Origin of the sequence: Marinimicrobium agarilyticum DSM 16975, from assembly GCF_000423345.1 — a bacterium.
Lineage (GTDB): Bacteria > Pseudomonadota > Gammaproteobacteria > Pseudomonadales > Cellvibrionaceae > Marinimicrobium > Marinimicrobium agarilyticum.
The window spans coordinates 479,523-497,859 of record NZ_KE384008.1 but is presented as its reverse complement, the minus strand read 5'-3'; the positions used below and the strand labels follow the sequence as shown (position 1 = coordinate 497,859).

Below are 18,337 nucleotides of genomic sequence, written 5' to 3'. Positions count from 1 at the left end.
ATGACGAGTGAATTACTCAATACCGTCGACCTGGACGACGAACTGCAGAAAGCGTCCCCTCAAAAAGTCATCGAGTTCGCGTTGAATGAGTTTGACAATATCGTGGTGTCTTTCAGTGGGGCCGAAGACGTGGTGCTGGTGCACATGGCCCACCAGATTCGCCCGGACATCAAGGTGTTCGTCCTCGACACCGGCCGACTACACGCTGAGACCTATCGCTTTATCGAGCGGGTGCGTGAGCATTACGGCGTCGATATCGATGTACTCTCCCCCGACCCGGAAGCGCTGCGCGACATGGTTCGCAAGAAGGGTTTGTTCAGTTTTTACCAGGACGGTCACCAGGAGTGCTGTGGTATCCGGAAGATCGGCCCTCTGCGGAAAAAGCTGCAGGAAGTGGACGCCTGGATCACCGGCCAGCGCAAAGACCAGAGCCCAGGCACCCGCATGGGCATCCCCGTGATTCAGGATGACAAGCTGTTCGCACGCCCCGACGGCCGGCTTGTGAAGTTCAACCCCTTGGCCAACTGGAGCTCCCAGGAGGTGTGGGACTATATTCGCGCGATGGAGATTCCCTACAACGAACTCCACGATCGTGGTTTCGTTTCTATTGGATGCGAGCCTTGCACCCGTCCGATCGGCCCCGGCCAGCACGAGCGGGAAGGCCGTTGGTGGTGGGAAGAAGCCACCAAGAAAGAGTGCGGCCTGCACGGCGACAACGTAAAGTAATCGCATCGGTTTGCAACACCGAGCAGTGAGGTAAGGTTATGACCATCACGCTGGTTAAGAAAATCCTGCAAGACGGGTCCCCCTGCGCCAAATGTGCCGACGTCCTGGAAAAGCTCGAGCAATCGGGGCATATGGACCGCATTGACGAGATCCTGATCGCGGACGAGCGCGATCCGGACAGCCCCGGCCTTCAGCTGGCACGCGAGCACCAGGTCAACCGGGCACCATTCTTTGTGGTGGAGCGCGAAGGTCAAGCGCCGGAGATCTACACCGTCTACCTGAAGTTCGTACGGGAGGTGCTGGAGCAGGAAACCAGTGAGTCCGATGAACTGAAGGAGATCATGAAGGACAATCCGGACCTGGATTTTCTCTAAGTCTAAAGACGCGGGTAAAACCAAAAACGCCGGCCTGAAAGGGGCCGGCGTTTTTTTATGGCTGGACGCTTTTCAGGCGACTCCGCCCGGGCACGCCACGCCCGTTCCACCCAGGCCGCAATAACCGCCGGGATTCTTCGCCAGGTATTGCTGGTGGTAAGTTTCGGCGTAGTAGAACGGGCCAGCTTCGAGAATTTCGGTGGTAATCTGCCCCTTCCCCGCTCTTTGCAACGCGGCCTGATAGCGATCGCGCGAGGCTTCGGCGGCGTCTAGCTGTTGCTCATTGGAGGCGTAGATGCCGGAGCGGTATTGGGTGCCCCGGTCATTGCCTTGCTGCATGCCCTGGGTGGGGTCGTGGTTTTCCCAGAAGGTTTTGAGTACGGTCTCTAGCGGTGCGACTTTGGGGTCGAATACAACGAGGACGACTTCGTTGTGGCCGGTGTAGCCGGAGCAGACTTCTTCGTAGGTGGGGTTGGGGGTATATCCGGCGGCGTACCCGACGGCGGTGGTGTAGACCCCGGGCAGTTGCCAGAAGCAGCGTTCGGCGCCCCAGAAGCAGCCCATGCCGACGACGATTTGTTCTAAACCCTCTGGGAACGGTGGCACTATCGGGGTACCTTTGACAAAGTGTTTAGCCTGCTCGCCTTCGAGTTTCATGGGCTCGTCCCGACCGGGCAGCGCTTTTTCCCGCGTGGGCATTTCCAGCTTTCTGCTTCCGAAGAACATCTTTAGAGACCTCAAATAAACTCTGGGATGGGTGGTTTCTGTCGCGTCCGGCAAGGGAGGGGGTAGGTACCTCGTGGACCCGCCGTGAACCCATCCATGGGGGCTTCTCATCGGCATCCATGCCTCAGAGAGTCCACGAGGTACCTACCCCCTCCCTTGCCTCTGTGCCAACAAACAGGCTTGGGCAGGATCAATATGGTTTATTCGTGGCACGGAGGTCTTGGGGTGGGTGTACCGGTTGGAGACTCTCTGAGGCATGGATGCCGATGAGAAGCCTACAGGGATGTATTCACGGCGGGTCTCCAACCGGTACACCCACCCCAAGACCGTACTTCAAAAATACCGCTCAACTATACTAAAACCAGCGCTGATTGTTGGACCGCTGCCACCAGCGCAAGAGTAAACGATCCACTGCGCCTTCTGCCGCCATACCAAACTTCTCCTGCAGCGACTTCTTCTGAACGTACTTCACCTCGAAAATATCCGCCTTATCCGACTGCGACAAAAGATACTCATCACTGGTCTTCAAATCATCCACCAGCTTCACTTCCTGCGCGCGACGGCCAAACCAGATCTCGCCCGTCGCCACCTTACCGATATCCACCTGCGGGCGGTGTTCCGACACAAACTCCTTGAACAGCAGATGTGTATCTTCCAGATCCTCAACGAATTTGTCCCGACCCTTCTTCGTGTTCTCACCAAACATCGTTACGGTACGCTTGTATTCGCCAGCGGTAAACATCTCGAAATCGATGTTGCTCTTCTTGAGCAGACGGTGGAAGTTGGGCAGTTGGGCGATCACACCGATGGACCCCAGTACCGCAAAAGGCGCAGCCAGGATGCGGTCGGCGACGCAGGCCATCATGTAGCCACCACTGGCGGCCACTTTGTCCACACATACGGTGAGGGGAATATGCCGATCCCGAACGCGAGCCAGTTGGCTCGAGGCCAGACCGTAGCTGTGCACCAGGCCACCACCGCTTTCGAGCTTGACCACCACCTCATCCGTAGACCGGGCCAGACTGAGGACGGCGCTGATTTCTTCGCGCAGGTTGTCGGTTGCCGAGGCCTTGATGTCACCGTCAAAGTCGAGCACGTAGACGCGCTTTTTATCCGCCTTGGTGTCACCGCTTTTGGCTTTCAGCGCTTTTTTCTTCTCGGCCTGTTCGGCTTTCTCACGCTTCTTGTCGGCTTTTGCCTCGGCCTTGCGCTCGGCGTCGTCCAGGGCCACATTTTTTAAAGCATCGGTCATGTGTTTGAAGCGATCATTCAGTTTGGTCGCTTCGATGTGACCTTTTTCAAGCTTCTTCTTGCCCTTGGCGCCTGCCGCCGCGATCAAACCGATGACCAGGCCAATGGCGACCACGATGATCACCGCTTTGGCGAGGAACAGACCGATATCAGTGATAAATTCCAAAATTTTACTCCGTTGTTATGCGTTTGAATGTGAAGGACCGGCTTATTCCCAATAGGAGACCGCCTCGCGGGCCGGTTCGTTCAGCGGCCGAGCCATAAGTCCGGTGGAGGACAGGCGCACTTCAAACAGTGCGTTATCGGCCATGGGTACGAAGGTCGCGCTGCCGTAGCGAGCATCCACCACCGGGAGCCAGCCCGGATTTTCATTGGCCCAGGCCCAGACGTCGGGGCCCCAGCCCTCCTGCTCCAGCGAATAAACGGTTCGCTCCGCCGAGCGTTCCTCGCTCAGACTGTAGTAGCGTCCGCTGATACGATCGAGCCGGTAGCCCGGTTTGATGCCGAGGCCACCCATAAAACCACGCCATTTGATGATTCGGGCATCAAGCTGCCATTGGTCTCCCCGAAGCTCAAAGGTTTCTTCGCGGCCGTTGTTATGCACCAGCGTGGCTTCAAAATACTGTTGCCCCAGACGTTCAAAACTCAGTGTCGCCACCGGCTCTTCCTGTGCCATCTGACGATAGCTGAAGACATCAAAGGCGATCAACGCCATCGACACCGCAACTACCATAAGGCCCAAACCGACAATACCCCGCACGAACCCCATCAACCAATTTCGTTTGACCAATAAGCGCAGGGCCGCGTAAACCAGTATCAGACCGACCAGAACAATAAAAATCGACAATAGTGTGTAGAACATGGCCTTCCTAAGTGCTCCCTTGAGGACCCTTATTGTGCTGCTGCGCGACAAAATGCGCAATGAGCTGCCCCGCGAGCGTCTCGGGCGGCGGCACCATTGGCAAGCGGTCGTACCGCCACCAGTCCGCCTCCAGAATTTCGTCGCCATCCACCTGGATGTCACCAGAGGCGTACTCGGCATGAAAGCCCAGCATCAGCTGCCCGGGAAAGGGCCAGGGTTGGCTGCCAAAATAGCGCGGGTCGGCAACCCGCAGCCCAACTTCCTCGCGGATTTCCCGGTGAACGGTATCTTCCACCCGTTCACCGATTTCAACAAACCCGGCCAGAGCTGTGTGGAAAGCCTTGCGAGAGCGGGCGTGACGGGCGAGCAGGCAGTGGTCACCGCGGGTGATCAGCGTAATCATGCAGGGGGAAAGACGGGGATAGAAGCGGAGCTCGCAACGGGAGCAGACGTGGGCCGGCTCCCCTGGCAGGGGCCGCGTGGGCGAGCCACAGCGGCCACAAAAGCGGTGGTCAATTCGCCAGCGCGCCCACTGCAGAGCACTACCGGAGAGGGCAAACAGTGTCTCGTCGATGAGCCCCATCTGGGCGCGCAATTCTTGCCACTGCCCCGGAACATTGCTTACTGCGCGGTCCAACTGGCGGGCGTAGACCGGGCGAGAAGCCCAGTACCCGAGGAAGTCCGATTCCGCCTCGGGAGCCAACTGTCGCACCTCGGCCTCGCTGAGCAACCACAGCTCGCCGGTGTCATTACACAGTAACTGCTCACCGGCCACCATCAGAAACAGTGGCCGATTCACTGAAGACGTGGTCTCGTCAGCCACCCTATTGTACCGGGTATCCCAAGGCATCCAAGCTTTCTTCGGCCACCTGGAGGACACTGTCGTCCGTGCGCCGATCCTGCTTGATGCTGTCGATGTAATACTCGAGGCTGATGACGGCGTCGGCAAAGGTTTCCAGCATATGCTGGACCGCCGCGGGCTGTTCATTTTTGAGCAGTGACTGATCGATAAAACGGGTACAGGAGGCCAGTGCCGCCGCCGCCCTGCCCCGGTCCAGAACGACCATACCGCCGCGAATGGTATTGAGTGTGGTGGCGACGTTCTTGATATGCCCCACATCGTAATTCGATTCCACGAATGATGTGAGAGCCCGCTTGATCATGGCCAACCCAGATTCGGCTTCCTCCAACACCAATTCCTCGGCTTCGGCAAGCTGACTGGTGGAGATCACCTCCTCCCGGGAGCGGGCATTGATTCGGGCCAACTGCTCGTCGGACAGGTTCATTTTACCCAACCCGGAGACGGAACTCTCAATGTACAACAAGGTGTCCGCGACCCCCAGCAGCTCTTCCGGATCGACCACCTCATCCGACTTGTGCCAGCGCTGAATCTTCTGAATTTCCTCTTTGAGGCTATTGCTGGGGGAGACCAGCCCTACCACCGCGAGAATATCCGCGACCTTTTTCAGGGTTTCCAGCAGCTCGGGGCTTTCCCGTAACAGCTCGGTCCCCCCCTGGGCGGCCCGCTCCAGAATATTCTTGGTGCTGCGCAGCTCGTCTTTGAGTACCGTGCCCATGGAATGGATTGTGGCGGCGCTGGGGCCTTTGAGAAACTCCAGCTCCCGGGTCAGTTCGGCATCGGTGTAGGGCAGAGGCGAGAGCTCATAGGCTTTTATGACGGTATCGACCCTCGGACCGGAGGCCCGGGAGAGCGCGATGAGATACAGCATATCCCGCAGCAGGTCGGTCGGCGGAGGCACTTCAAGCCCTTCCGCCCCGGAGAGCTGCAACTTCTTGATTTCCCGGTCCAGGGCACTGAACAGTCGCTTGCGGCTGACGCTGATGACCATATTATCGGCGCGCAATGCTTCGAGCGTCGCCGCCGCCACCCACCACAAGGCGGCCCGGGGACGGCCATTGCTGATCGACTCCAGGCGCTCCATGGCACGCCCCATCATTCCGAGGGAAGCCCGCACCTGTTTATTTTGCAGAACGTTGACCAACCCCACCTGATACATGTGCCTGAGCCGTCGCACCAGGGCTCGCATGTCCTCGCCCAGCACGGTGCTGCTCTGCTTATGACCAGCGTAAACCGGGGTAATTTCGAGCGTGTAAAAGTGGCTTTCCGGCAGCGGTGGTGCCTTGCGCAGCTGTCGCAGTTCATTGATATGGGGGATCAGCAGAACCGCCATGCTCTTCGAGGTCTGCAGGCAGTATTCGAGATAGCGCGGCAGAATGAAAAACGCCGATGTCAGAACATCCAACTTGCGATTGGTGTCCTGCTCTTCCCCGAGCGGGATATCGGTGATCTGCTCCACGAGCTCCTGGGCCAGCATGTCGACGCCGCGCAGTTGCAGAAGGTTCAGGGTACCGCTGATCTGCTTGATACTGTTGATGCAATTCTGCAGTAACTCGCCATTGTTGCGGTCGGCGGCAAACTGCTCCAGTTGCGTGGCGGCATGCTCAATGGTCGCCACCAGCTGATCTTGAACCAGCTTCAAAGAGTTGAGGTTGACGTTTTCAGTGCTGCTCACCGCCGCGACCCTTTTGTTTATGAAATGTTTGTTAATGGCGTTTTAGTGCCAATGTAACCCAACTTCACCCATTTTTCACAAAAACTTGAGCAAAGCAACGTAAGTCCTTAAGAATCCGACAGTTTTGGGACATTGGTCAATCATTCCAGAGGACGTGGCCCGCCGCTTTTTCAATCGCTTCCAATTTGGCACGATGGGCAGCCAACTCCTCCTCTGAGGCGCTGATAACCGGCAAGGATGGACGATTGACCGACAGAGGGCGGCGCTCCGTGCCGGAGCTGTCCCCACCCTCTTTGGACGACTGCCCGCCCAGGGACAGCGCCGTCTGCCCGCCGGTCATCAGCAGGTAAACGTCGGCCAGAATTTCGGCATCGAGCAGCGCACCGTGCAGCTCCCGCTGGGTGTTGTCCACCCCGTAGCGCTTACACAGGGCATCCAGGTTGTTCTTCTGGCCCGGGTGCTTGGCTCGGGCCAGCACAAGACTGTCGACCACCCCGCAACGCTTGGTGATCGAACCGTAGCGACCATTCCACTGCTTCAGTTCATGATCGATAAATCCAATATCAAAAGGCGCGTTGTGGATGACCAGCTCCGCCCCCTCGACGAACGCCAGGAACTCCTCCACAACCTGAGCGAATACCGGTTTGTCCGCCAGCATTTCATTGCTGATGCCGTGAACCTCCATGGCGCCAGAGTCAACCTCTCGCTCGGGATTGATGTATTGGTGGTAGTGCCGCCCGGTCAGTTTCCGGTTGACCAGCTCCACGCAGCCAATTTCGATAATACGATGGCCCTGGGCCGTTTCCAGACCGGTGGTTTCCGTATCGAGTACAATTTGCCGCACGTTAACTCCTCATTTCATCAATGCCGAGATTTGCCAGCTCGTCGGCGATCTCGTTCTCCCGGTGGCCACTGTGGCCTTTCACCCAGTGCCATTCAATAGTATGGCGTTGGGCCAATTCATCCAGCGCCTGCCACAGATCCCGGTTTTTAACCGGCTTCTTGGCCGAGGTCTTCCAGCCGTTGCGTTTCCAGCCCGCCATCCATTCGTTGATCCCTTTGCGAACGTACTGGGAGTCGGTCGTCAGACTCACCTCGCAGGGTTCCTTGAGAGCCGAGAGCGCCTCAATGGCGGCGCGCAACTCCATTCGGTTATTGGTGGTCTCCGCTTCTCCACCATGCAGGTGCCTCTCCCGACCATTAAAACGCAGCAACGCTCCCCAGCCACCCGGACCAGGGTTGCCCCGGCAGGCGCCGTCCGTAAAAACTTCAATTTTTTTCAAACTTTCACCGATATCTTGTTGATTTTACTGTTTTTTGATGTCGCCTTAGTGGGCTCACGCCAAACCCGGGCACTGGCCTTTCGGCCGTTTGCCAAGGCGGTTTTATGGGTATGGCCCCGCCGACTTCCTTACAGGCCACCACCACATAAAAGGCCCCACCCGGCCAGTGCAGTCTTTTACCCCAGCGCTCAAGCCAATGCAAACGCCGAAGCGCGCCCGGATAGGTGACGGGCGGGCGAAAAAAACCCCGGCGCACTTGGGCCGGCTGCAGGTCCAGTAACTGCAGCCAATCGAGCAACCGCCCCAATCGCAACCCCTGGTGGCGCCAAAGGGCTCGATCGCTGAACCAACGAGCACACCAACGGACCAGACCAAAACCACTGACCGGGTTGAACCCGACAATGACCAGATGCCCCCGCGGTATCAGCACCCGCTCCGCTTCGCGCAGCAACTGGTGCGGTGTCTGGCTGTAATCCAGCATGTGATGGATGATCAGCAGATCCACTGATTCCGGCGGCAACGGCAACTGGTGGTGATCTGCCACCAGAGGGGACAATGCCGCACGCTGCCTGGCGTGGTGGGCCACCATGACCCGATGGGTAATTCGACTTCCACCACTGACATCAATGCTCGGATCGACCCCCATTTGCAGCAGGTGATATCCAAAGAGATCCTCAAGCTGGGCCTCCAGGCAATTCTGCTCTTCTTCGAGAACCGCCCGCCCCAGGGGCGTCCGGAACCAGGCCGACAGTTCGGGCCCCGACCGCTGCAGGCCGGGGACCCCGAACCGACGATGCTTCCAGGCGCGGAACCGATACAACCATTTCGATGACGCCATAATTAACCACTGTTCGGCGATTGAGGAGAATTCAGGTATGGTGTGAGTATACTCCACTCGATTCTCAAGTCAGGAGTTGGCATGTTCGAACCCATAGCAATTCCCGCCCTCGACAGTAACTATATCTGGCTTCTGCCGGTGGGCGACGCCCCTGATGCCGGCAAACACGACGTCTATCTGATCGATCCCGGCGACGCAGCCCCCGCCGTCGCCGCGCTCGAGGAGCGCTCCTTGACGCTAAAAGCGGTTTTGATCACCCATCACCACTGGGACCACACCGACGGTCTCGACGCTCTGTTGGCAAAGTACCCGGTTCCCGTTTACGGGCCCGACTCTGTGCCGCAGATCACTCATCGGGTCGCCGAGGGGGACCAGTTGACACTACCTGGGCTCACACTGAGTGTTCTCGCCGTGCCGGGCCATACGCTGGACCATCTGGCGTATTTTTACGCTCCCGACACTCAGGGGGAGCCCCCCAGAGTCTTCTGCGGTGACGCCCTGTTTGCCGCCGGCTGTGGCCGACTGTTTGAGGGGACACCGGCCCAGGCACTGGAGTCCGTCCAAAAGCTCAACACCTTGCCGGATGACACCCTCATCTACTGCGCCCATGAATATACCCATACCAACCTGCGCTTTGCCCGAAGTGTCGACCCGCACAATACAGCCATCCCCGAACGTCTGACTCGGGTTGAACAACAGCGCGCCAAACAGACTCCCAGCCTGCCCACAGAGCTGACGCTCGAGCGAGCCACCAACCCCTTTTTGCGTACCCAGGTCACGGGCATTCGCACCACTATTGGGCTCAGTGAAGAGGCCGACGATGCCGAGGTGTTCGCCGAACTCCGTCGCCGCAAAGACCGCTTTCAGTGATGCGTCGGGGGAAAGTCTCAAAGTCGGAATGCAATCCTTGACGCCCTTCCAGAGACTCCCTAGAATCGCCAAAATCCGCGCCTGGCGAAACCCCGTCCGGCATCATTAGACACCAGTACACCGGTAATCAATGACTCGACTCAAGCGCCCTATCGCACTGGCTATCGGCCTGATCACTCTCGGGGGGTGCCAAACGCTGGCGCCCTCTCAGCCCAAACCCGAAAAGGCGGCCCAAAAGCAGAGCGCCGCACTGGTGGTGGACGAGGCCCTGTGCACTCTGAATAAGGAGCAGCGGCAACAGTTTACGGTCTCGGACCGGGGCAACCTGTGGCCGCGGCTTCGTGACGGCTACGGACTTCCCGAGGTGGATCACCCCCGGGTTGGCACCTATCTGGAGTGGTACGCCCGGCACCCGCACTACATGGAGCGGGTCATGGAGCGCGGCCACCGCTACCTCTATTACATCACCGAGCGCCTCGAAGAGGAAGGAATGCCCACGGAGCTGGCCCTGCTTCCCATTGTGGAAAGCGCGTTCGATCCGTTCGCCTACTCCCACGGGCGCGCCTCGGGTATATGGCAGTTTGTACCCGCCACGGGCCGCCAGTACGGCCTGAAGCAGAATTGGTGGTACGACGGGCGCCGGGACATCGTGGCTTCAACCGATGCCGCCATTCGTTACCTGAAGTACCTGAACGAATTATTTGATGGCGACTGGCTGCTGGCCCTGGCGTCCTACAACACCGGCCAGGGCAACGTCATGCGCCGCATGCGCGCCAATGAGCGACAGGGAAAACCCACTGACTTCTGGTCCCTGCGGCTGCCGCGCGAAACCCAGGCTTACGTCCCGCAGTTGCTGGCACTTTCCCAGATCGTGAAGAACCCGGAACGGTTTGATCTGAGCCTGAAGCCGATTCCCGACCAACCTTATTTCAGTATTGTGGACGTCGAGTCCCAAATCGATCTGGCGCAGGCGGCGGAGCTCGCTCAACTCAATCTCGATGAACTCTACATGCTGAACGCCGGCTACAACCGCTGGGCGACTGATCCAGACGGGCCGCATCAGCTGTTGGTGCCTGTCGAGAAGGAAGAGCAGTTTCGCACCCGCCTCGCCAGTATTGACGCCGAGGAGCGTATTGGCTGGCGCCGCTATCGGGTCGCTTCGGGGGACTCTCTGATTACGATCGCCCGCCGCCACCGCACCAGCGTCGATAACATCAAGCGGGTCAACGAGCTCTCAAGCAATATTATCCGCGTGGGTCAGACGCTCATGATCCCGACCGCCAAACACCCGGCGGATCGTTACACGTTCAGCGCCGGTGAGAGGCGGGAGCGTATTCAGGACAATTCCCAGGGCTCCGAGGGCAGCAGCCGGCTCGATTATGAGGTGCGCCCCGGCGACAGTTTCTGGACTATTGCCAAGCGCCACGGCGTGACGGTGGGCGCTCTGACCAACTGGAATGGTATGGCGCCGGGCGATACGTTAATGCCGGGTCAGACGTTGGTGCTTTGGACCGAAGAGGGTGATCTGACAACGGCTCAGTCTGATCATCGCTCGGTGGTTCGCAAGGTAAACTACCGGGTGCGCAAAGGCGATTCCATTGCCCGTATTGCCAACCGTTTCAACCTTTCGGTGAGTGATATTCTGCGCTGGAATAAGGTGTCTCCTTCAAGCTATATCCACCCCGGGCAATCTCTGACGTTGTTTGTTGATGTGACGGAGAATGGTGGGTACTAGCAGCCTACCACTCCATTATGTGCATAGGCGTTATAGTGGGAAGCCAGAGGTTGTTTTATAGCCCGGCGTTTGGTCGGTATACCGGTTGAAGACCCGCCGTAAATACATCCCTGTAGGCTTCTCATCGGCATCCATGCCTCAGAGAGTCTTCAACCGGTATACCGACCAAACGCCTCCGTGCCACAAATAAGCCAACGTCGACCTGAACCACTCAAGGTATTCGATGGCACAGAGGCAAGGGTGGGGGTAGGTAGGTCGTGGACTCTCTGAGGCATGGATGCCGATGAGAAGCCCCCATGGATGGGTTCACGGCGGGTCCACGACCTACCTACCCCCTCCCTTGCCGGAGCCCGAAAAACACAGTGCGTGCGCCGTCAAGAACTTAAAGTAAAATCTAATCCATAAAAAAACCCGCTCGAAAGCGGGTTTTTTAATGCCTTGCTTATATCGAGCGAGCTACTGCTCGACATCCACCTGGGCTCGCAACTGAGTACGATAAGCCGCATATTCCTGCTCACCCTGCATGCGCGCCAGATTACTGCGCAGCGACTGCTGCTGATCATCACTCAACGCCGACCAGGAACCGGGCGTCACATCCGTAAGGCTCACCAGCGCATAACCATTACCAGTGGAAACACCACTGACAACCGCATCGCCCTGAGGCTTCGGCAGAGAAAACACATGGCTCGACAAAGCGCGGGGAATACCCGCCTCATTGCGCTCAGCATCCTCGACGGTCTTCACCTCCAGACCATTCTCTGCCGCCAGCGCCTCCAGTGACTGCCCCTGCTCAAGCGCTTCACGCAGTGCCTCGCCGCGCTCCGCCAACAAGCTGCGAATGCGTTCCTGACGCAACTGATTGCCAATCTGCTCGCTCACTTCCGCCAGCGGCTTGATGAAAGACTCCTTGTGATCAGTCTTTTTCAGGACGACCACCCGATCCGAGGCCAACTCAATCAGATCACTGCTGTTTCCGCGCTCCAACACCTCTTCGGAGAAAGCCGCTTCCGTGACCGCCGGCTGGGAAGCGATACCCGGCCCGCCACTGCGTCCGAACAACCCCGTATTCTCCACATCAAGACCCAGCTCCTCGGCCACCGGAGCCAGGCTCTCAGCGTTATAGGACAACTCACTGAGACGCTCCATCAGGGTCACGAACTCGTTCTCCGCCTGAACGCGCTTCAACTGACGAGCAATCTGGTCGCGGGCATCTTCAAAAGTGACTTCTTCATTGCCACGCTTCTCGAGAACCTTGATCAAGTGCGTCCCCGCGTCGGTGGTAACCGGTTGGGAGACTTCACCCTCTTCCAGAGACTCCGCGGCCGCCACGAACGGCTCGGGAAACCCGTCGGCGGTGATAAAGCCCAGCTCACCGCCCTGCCCCTTGGAGCCGAGGTCGTCAGAGTATTCACTGGCCAGTTCGGCGAAGTCTTCGCCAGAGGCGAGCGCTTCCTGTACTTCGTTCACCCGTTCCTCGGACCCCTTCTCAAACAGAATATGCGCCACTCGGACTTCAACCTGGCGGGACTGCTGGGCGGCCTGATTTTCCTCGAACTGGTCTCGCAGGGTCGCCTCATCGATCTCGATGCGATCCATCAGAGCCTCGACACTCAAATCGATGTAGTCCACAGCCACCTGTTCGGGCTGACGGAACTGCTGCTGGTTTTCGTTGTAGTAGGCCTGAATGTCGGCGTCGGTGATCTCAACCTCATCGGCAACCTGCGCTTGTGTCAGGGTCATGTAGGAGAAGTCGCGAGTCTGGTAATTCAAGGCCGCGAAACGCTCCAATTCATCCGCAGTGACAAAACCACTATTGCCCACACCCATCGCCATCTGGTTCAGCAACAATTCCTGGCGCAGGACCTGTTTGTACTGTGCCGGGGTAAAACCCGAAGAACGCAGCACCTGCTGATAGCGGTTGGAATCAAACTTCCCGTCTTCTCCAGCAAACTGGGGGTTAGTGAGGATCATCTGATCCAGTGTCTGCTCGCTCACGGCCATTCCCCGGTCGCGGGCGTGCTGAATAAGGATCTGACGCTGCACCAGGTTGTTGATGGCGGGTTCACGCAGGCGTTCGTCACTGACAAACTCCGAGGGCACCGAATCGCCGTACTGGCTCAGAATCTGTTGACGTTGCCGGTAAATCTCTCGGGCAACCTGGGTTTCAGTGATCGCCTCACCGCCAACCGTGGCCACTTCGCTGGATTGGGTGCTGCCTGAGAACAGAGCTTCGGCACCGGACAGAGCAAAAATAATGACCAGGAAGCCGACCAGAATACCGGCTATTACACCTTTGGAGTTATCGCGAATCGTCTGCAGCATTGTCTGCTCCTAATCGTGAACCCTTTGGGACGATCATTTCCAAGGGGCGCTTTTTATCATCTTGTCCAGTGCTGAAACCGGAGCAAGTATTTGTTAAATAAAGAAAAGGCGCACCTTGTGAGATGCGCCTCTTCATTCTGCCAGGACCACTATGTCAGGTTAGAGCAACCATTCAATAACTTGATCGGTGCCTGCGACATCCGTCTCTGGCCACCACTGAAGCGCGCAGGGTGCGCGCGCAAAAACGCTTAGTTAACGGCGTCTTTCAGTGCTTTACCCGCTTTGAAACTCGGTACCTTGGCAGCGGCGATTTGAATCTCGGCGCCTGTCTGTGGGTTACGGCCGGTACGCGCGGCACGCTCTTTCACAGCGAAGGTACCAAAACCGACCAGCACAACCTGGTCACCCTTTTTCAGGGCGCCGGTTACGTTGTCAACCATTGCGTCGAGCGCACGGCCGGCAGCAGCTTTTGGAATATCCGCAGATGCGGCAATGGCTTCAATCAGCTCGGATTTGTTCACACTTAACCCCTTTTGATTATTTGCTTCAGAAATCGATGGCGCAGGTCTACTGTTCAACACCTGGTTTCAGGTAACCCCAAACTCTGGTAAACCCTATTCAGGAACGCTTCCACTGGATTCAGGCAAAAATACCACTGGCCTGAACAGTAGCTGGGCTTGGACAGCGATTCGCCCCCCGTGCCGCCTGCTTGGCGAATGAACTGCGATTTATACCAAGGCAGATGAAGCGGGTCAAGAAGACGATGCGTGCTTTGTGCGATTACTTCCTGAGTTGAACGTTATTTAACCATTCCGCCCGGAAAAACCCGCTTGTCAAGGCCCTTTGTTACCAAGTGACCACTCGTGAGAGTGGTCACATTGTTACCTTTGGAAACTCGAATTGGCGATGAGTTCCATCAATGTGTACTGATTCGCCTCGCCGAATCGTCCTGCTCCGCTTTCTTTTCGAGCGCCTTGTACTCTTCATCCGAAAGCGGCTTGGGCAGGCTCTGCAATGCGATCTGCAGCACATCATCAATCCATTGAACCGGCTTGATCTCCAGGTCTTCCTTGATATTATCGGGAATCTCTTTGAGATCCCGCTCGTTTTCCGCCGGAATGATCACCGTTTTGACCCCACCGCGGTGTGCGGCCAACAGTTTTTCCTTCAGGCCACCGATTCGCAGGACTTCCCCACGAAGGGTAATCTCACCGGTCATGGCCACTTCAGAGCGAACCGGTATACCGGTAAGCACGGACACCAAAGCAGTGCACATCGCGATACCCGCGCTCGGCCCGTCTTTGGGTGTGGCACCTTCGGGAACATGAATGTGCACATCCATTTTCTCGTGGTAGTCCGGGGCGATGCCCAACACTTGCGCACGAGAGCGAACCACGGTCAACGCCGCCTGAATCGATTCCTGCATCACATCGCCCAAGGAACCGGTCTTAATAACCCGACCCTTGCCTTTCACCGCTGAAGACTCAATGGTCAACAATTCACCGCCAACCTGAGTCCAGGCCAAGCCGGTAACCTGCCCCACTTGATTGGTCTCTTCCGCTCGCCCGAAGTCGAACTTGCGAACGCCCAGATAATCCTCAATCACGGATGAGTCGACGATATCCTCGCGCAGTCTCTTGTCTTTCACATGGCGGGTCACCACCTTGCGGCAAATCTTGGCGATTTCCCGTTCCAGGCTGCGCACGCCCGCTTCACGGGTGTAGTACCGCACGATATCCTTGATGGCTTCATCCTCAAGCTTAAGTTCGTCCTTTTTCAGGCCATTGGCCTTCATCTGCTTTGGTAGCAAATAGCGCAGCGCAATGTTGAGCTTTTCGTCTTCGGTGTAGCCGGGAATCCGGATCACTTCCATTCGATCAAGCAACGGTCCAGGGATATTCATGGAGTTTGACGTGCACACAAACATCACATCGGACAGGTCGTAATCCACTTCCAGATAGTGGTCATTGAAGTGATTGTTCTGTTCGGGATCGAGCACTTCCAACAGAGCGGACGCCGGGTCTCCGCGGTTATCCATGCCCATTTTGTCTACTTCATCGAGCAGGAACAGTGGGTTTTTTACACCCACCTTGGCCATCTTCTGGACAAGCTTGCCCGGCAGAGAACCAATATAGGTACGACGGTGGCCTCGAATTTCCGCTTCATCCCGAACGCCACCGAGCGCCATACGAATAAACTTCCGGTTGGTTGCCCGGGCAATGGATTCGCCCAAGGACGTTTTACCGACCCCGGGAGGACCAACAAGACAAAGGATGGGCCCTTTGATTTTCTTCACGCGCTGCTGCACCGCAAGGTACTCAAGGATACGCTCTTTGACTTCTTCAAGGCCGAAGTGGTCTTTTTCCAAAACCTCTTCAGCGCGCTCCAGGTCGTGACGAACCTTGCTGCGCTTTTTCCAGGGCACCTTCACCATCCAGTCAATATAGGCACGCACAACCGACGCCTCCGCCGACATGGGAGACATCATTTTCAGCTTGTTCAGTTCGGCCCGCGTTTTTTCTTCGGCTTCTTTGGGCATTCCGGCCTGCTCGATTTTCTGTTCGAGCTCATCGGCTTCGTTGCCCTCATCGCCCATGTCACCGAGTTCTTTCTGAATGGCTTTCATCTGCTCATTCAGATAGTACTCACGCTGACTTTTTTCCATTTGCTGTTTGACGCGACCGCGAATTTTTTTCTCGACCTGAAACAGGTCGATTTCCGCTTCCATCAGGCCCAACAAATGTTCGATGCGTTCTCGCACCGCGACCATTTCGAGAATGGCCTGCTTTTGGCCGAGCTCAAGTGTCATATGAGCCGCGACGGTATCTGCCAGACGGCCCGGATCATCAATGCCACTCAGAGACGTCATGACTTCCGAGGGGACTTTTTTACTCAGGTTAACGTACTGCTCGAACTGATTGACGGTCGAGTTAATGAGTGCATCCGCCTGGTGTCCACTAAGGCTTTCTTCTTCAAGTAGGCTCACTCGCGCGCGGAAATGCTTCTCGATGATTTCCACGTTTTCGATTTGCGCCCGCTCACCGCCTTCGACTAACACCTTCACGGTGCCGTCGGGCAGCTTTAAAAGCTGGAGAATGGTGGCGACGGTGCCCACGGTGTACAGGTCCTCGGCGACGGGGTCGTCATCGCCGGGATTCTTCTGCGCGACAAGCAGTACCTGCTTGTCGCTGGACATGGCGCTTTCCAGGGCCTCGATGGATTTTTCGCGGCCCACGAAAAGCGGAATCACCATGTGGGGGTAAACCACCACGTCGCGCAGCGGCAACAATGGGATATCACTGACTTGTGTGGGGATGGGTGTTTCTTGCTTATCCATCGGTTCGGTCCTCATATTGGAAGGCCTAATGGCTGACTCTTACCCCTAAGGGTTGGGGTGTGGACACTGGATTACAAGTTTCTGAAAGTAAAAAACCGCAAAGAACGCTAAAAGAAGGCGCTCTTTGCGGTCAATCCTACGACTGAAAAAACAGCTGTCAGTCGCCCTTGGCCACTTTGGCCGGCGCCTCACTTTGCTCATACACCAGCAGGGGTTCGGACTCGCCTTTGATCACTGAGCCATCGACAATGACTTTCACGACCCCTTCCTCCGATGGAATCCGGTACATGGTGTCCAAAAGTACCGCTTCCATGATAGAGCGTAGACCCCGAGCGCCGGTTTTGCGATCCATGGCTTTCTGCGCGACCGCCTCCAGGGCATCCCGACGAAAGTCGATATCAACGCCTTCCATTTCGAACAGCCGCTGATACTGCTTGGTCAGGGAGTTCTTCGGTTCAGTCAGGATCTGAATCAGAGCGGCATTATCCAGCTCATCGAGCGTCGCGATCACTGGTAGGCGACCAACGAACTCGGGAATCAGACCGTACTGCACCAGGTCTTCGGGTTCCAGTTGATGCAGGATTTCGCCAAACTTGCGCTTGTCGTCTTTGCTTTTGACTTCCGCGCCAAACCCGATACCCCCCTTCTCAGAGCGCTCGCGAATGACCTTGTCCAGACCGGCAAAAGCACCACCGCAGATGAACAGAATATTGCCGGTGTCCACCTGCAGGAATTCCTGCTGCGGGTGTTTCCGTCCACCCTGAGGGGGAACAGATGCCACCGTCCCCTCAATCAGTTTGAGCAGCGCCTGCTGCACGCCCTCGCCCGACACATCGCGGGTGATGGACGGGTTGTCTGACTTTCGGGAAATCTTGTCGATTTCGTCGATATAGACAATACCCTGCTGCGCCTTGTCGACATCGTAGTCACATTTCTGCAGCAACTTCTGGATAATATTTTCCACGTCCTCACCGACGTAACCGGCCTCGGTGAGTGTGGTGGCATCGGCGATGGTGAACGGCACGTCAAGCAACCGCGCCAGGGTTTCCGCCAACAGGGTTTTACCGCTACCTGTGGGACCCACCAGCAAAATATTGCTCTTGCCGAGTTCAATCGGGTCTTTACCCTTGTCGCCGACCCGCAGTCGCTTGTAGTGGTTGTACACCGCCACTGCCAGCACCTTCTTGGCACGCTGCTGGCCGATGACGTATTCATCCAGAATCCCGGAAATCTCGCTCGGCTTGGGCAGGTGCTCAGAGGGCCCCTCAGCCGCCGCCTCCTGGATTTCCTCCCGGATGATGTCATTACACAGGTCGACACACTCATCGCAGATGAACACCGAGGGTCCGGCGATCAGTTTGCGAACTTCGTGCTGGCTCTTACCACAAAACGAGCAATACAGCAGTTTGCCGTTCTTGTCGCCACTGTCGTTGGTGTGATCGGTCATTAAACCACTCCGTCAAAACGCTTTAGGGTAAA

Annotated in this window: 16 protein-coding genes; 4 read left to right on the top strand and 12 right to left on the bottom strand. The window is 57.1% G+C overall.

Translation table 11 applies throughout. The annotated features are described in order from the left end of the window. A complete protein-coding gene (locus G547_RS0118125; RefSeq protein WP_027331044.1) occupies window positions 1–726 on the top strand; it encodes a phosphoadenylyl-sulfate reductase in 726 nt (241 codons plus the stop codon). 38 nt (window positions 727–764) lie between these two features. After that, on the top strand, window positions 765–1,100 hold the full coding sequence (locus G547_RS0118120) for a hypothetical protein (RefSeq protein WP_027331043.1): 336 nt from the start codon (window positions 765–767) through the stop codon (window positions 1,098–1,100). A 72-nt stretch (window positions 1,101–1,172) separates the two neighbouring features. Here G547_RS0118120 and msrA read toward each other — a convergent pair whose 3' ends face one another. From msrA to G547_RS22190, 8 genes are all read right to left on the bottom strand, one after another. Next, a complete protein-coding gene (gene msrA / locus G547_RS0118115) occupies window positions 1,173–1,826 on the bottom strand; it encodes a peptide-methionine (S)-S-oxide reductase MsrA (protein ID WP_027331042.1) in 654 nt (217 codons plus the stop codon). Window positions 1,827–2,181: 355 nt separating this feature from the next. Beyond that, window positions 2,182–3,243, bottom strand: coding sequence for a protease SohB (gene sohB / locus G547_RS0118110; protein ID WP_027331041.1), 1,062 nt, complete (start codon window positions 3,241–3,243; stop codon window positions 2,182–2,184). A gap of 42 nt (window positions 3,244–3,285) precedes the next feature. After that, complete coding sequence (locus G547_RS0118105; RefSeq protein WP_027331040.1) at window positions 3,286–3,939, bottom strand: hypothetical protein; 654 nt, start codon at window positions 3,937–3,939, stop codon at window positions 3,286–3,288. A gap of 7 nt (window positions 3,940–3,946) precedes the next feature. Next, window positions 3,947–4,789 carry an NAD(+) diphosphatase gene (gene nudC / locus G547_RS22195; RefSeq protein ID WP_084646202.1) on the bottom strand — a complete coding sequence of 281 codons (843 nt, stop codon included), beginning with the start codon at window positions 4,787–4,789 and terminating at the stop codon, window positions 3,947–3,949. Next, complete coding sequence (locus tag G547_RS0118095) at window positions 4,764–6,473, bottom strand: FimL-related protein (RefSeq protein WP_027331039.1); 1,710 nt, start codon at window positions 6,471–6,473, stop codon at window positions 4,764–4,766. Before G547_RS0118095 ends, nudC begins: the two co-directional genes overlap by 26 nt. A gap of 136 nt (window positions 6,474–6,609) precedes the next feature. Beyond that, on the bottom strand, window positions 6,610–7,317 hold the full coding sequence (gene dnaQ / locus G547_RS0118090) for a DNA polymerase III subunit epsilon (protein ID WP_027331038.1): 708 nt from the start codon (window positions 7,315–7,317) through the stop codon (window positions 6,610–6,612). Window position 7,318: 1 nt separating this feature from the next. After that, on the bottom strand, window positions 7,319–7,756 hold the full coding sequence (gene rnhA, locus G547_RS0118085; protein WP_027331037.1) for a ribonuclease HI: 438 nt from the start codon (window positions 7,754–7,756) through the stop codon (window positions 7,319–7,321). Between the two features lie 4 nt (window positions 7,757–7,760). Beyond that, window positions 7,761–8,594, bottom strand: a complete 834-nt coding sequence (locus G547_RS22190; protein WP_157209932.1) for a class I SAM-dependent methyltransferase — start codon at window positions 8,592–8,594, stop codon at window positions 7,761–7,763. A gap of 81 nt (window positions 8,595–8,675) precedes the next feature. On the opposite strand from G547_RS22190, the gene gloB reads away from it, so the two are divergent. Continuing rightward, window positions 8,676–9,464 (top strand): hydroxyacylglutathione hydrolase, encoded by a 789-nt coding sequence (gene gloB / locus G547_RS0118075; RefSeq protein ID WP_027331036.1) that lies wholly within the window; start codon window positions 8,676–8,678, stop codon window positions 9,462–9,464. 130 nt (window positions 9,465–9,594) lie between these two features. Continuing rightward, window positions 9,595–11,199 carry a lytic transglycosylase gene (locus tag G547_RS0118070; protein WP_027331035.1) on the top strand — a complete coding sequence of 535 codons (1,605 nt, stop codon included), beginning with the start codon at window positions 9,595–9,597 and terminating at the stop codon, window positions 11,197–11,199. A 456-nt stretch (window positions 11,200–11,655) separates the two neighbouring features. Here the strand turns inward: G547_RS0118070 and G547_RS0118065 are convergent, their stop codons facing one another. The 4 genes from G547_RS0118065 to clpX form a co-directional block, all read right to left on the bottom strand. After that, window positions 11,656–13,521: a SurA N-terminal domain-containing protein gene (locus G547_RS0118065; protein WP_027331034.1), complete on the bottom strand. Its 1,866-nt coding sequence runs from the start codon at window positions 13,519–13,521 to the stop codon at window positions 11,656–11,658. 248 nt (window positions 13,522–13,769) lie between these two features. Further along, window positions 13,770–14,075, bottom strand: a complete 306-nt coding sequence (locus G547_RS0118060; RefSeq protein ID WP_281167799.1) for an HU family DNA-binding protein — start codon at window positions 14,073–14,075, stop codon at window positions 13,770–13,772. A 362-nt stretch (window positions 14,076–14,437) separates the two neighbouring features. Then, the gene (gene lon / locus G547_RS0118055; protein ID WP_051235704.1) at window positions 14,438–16,858 is read right to left on the bottom strand and encodes an endopeptidase La; all 2,421 of its coding nucleotides are present in this window, start codon (window positions 16,856–16,858) and stop codon (window positions 14,438–14,440) included. A 157-nt stretch (window positions 16,859–17,015) separates the two neighbouring features. After that, a complete protein-coding gene (gene clpX, locus G547_RS0118050) occupies window positions 17,016–18,305 on the bottom strand; it encodes an ATP-dependent Clp protease ATP-binding subunit ClpX (protein WP_027331031.1) in 1,290 nt (429 codons plus the stop codon). Window positions 18,306–18,337: the final 32 nt, after the last annotated feature.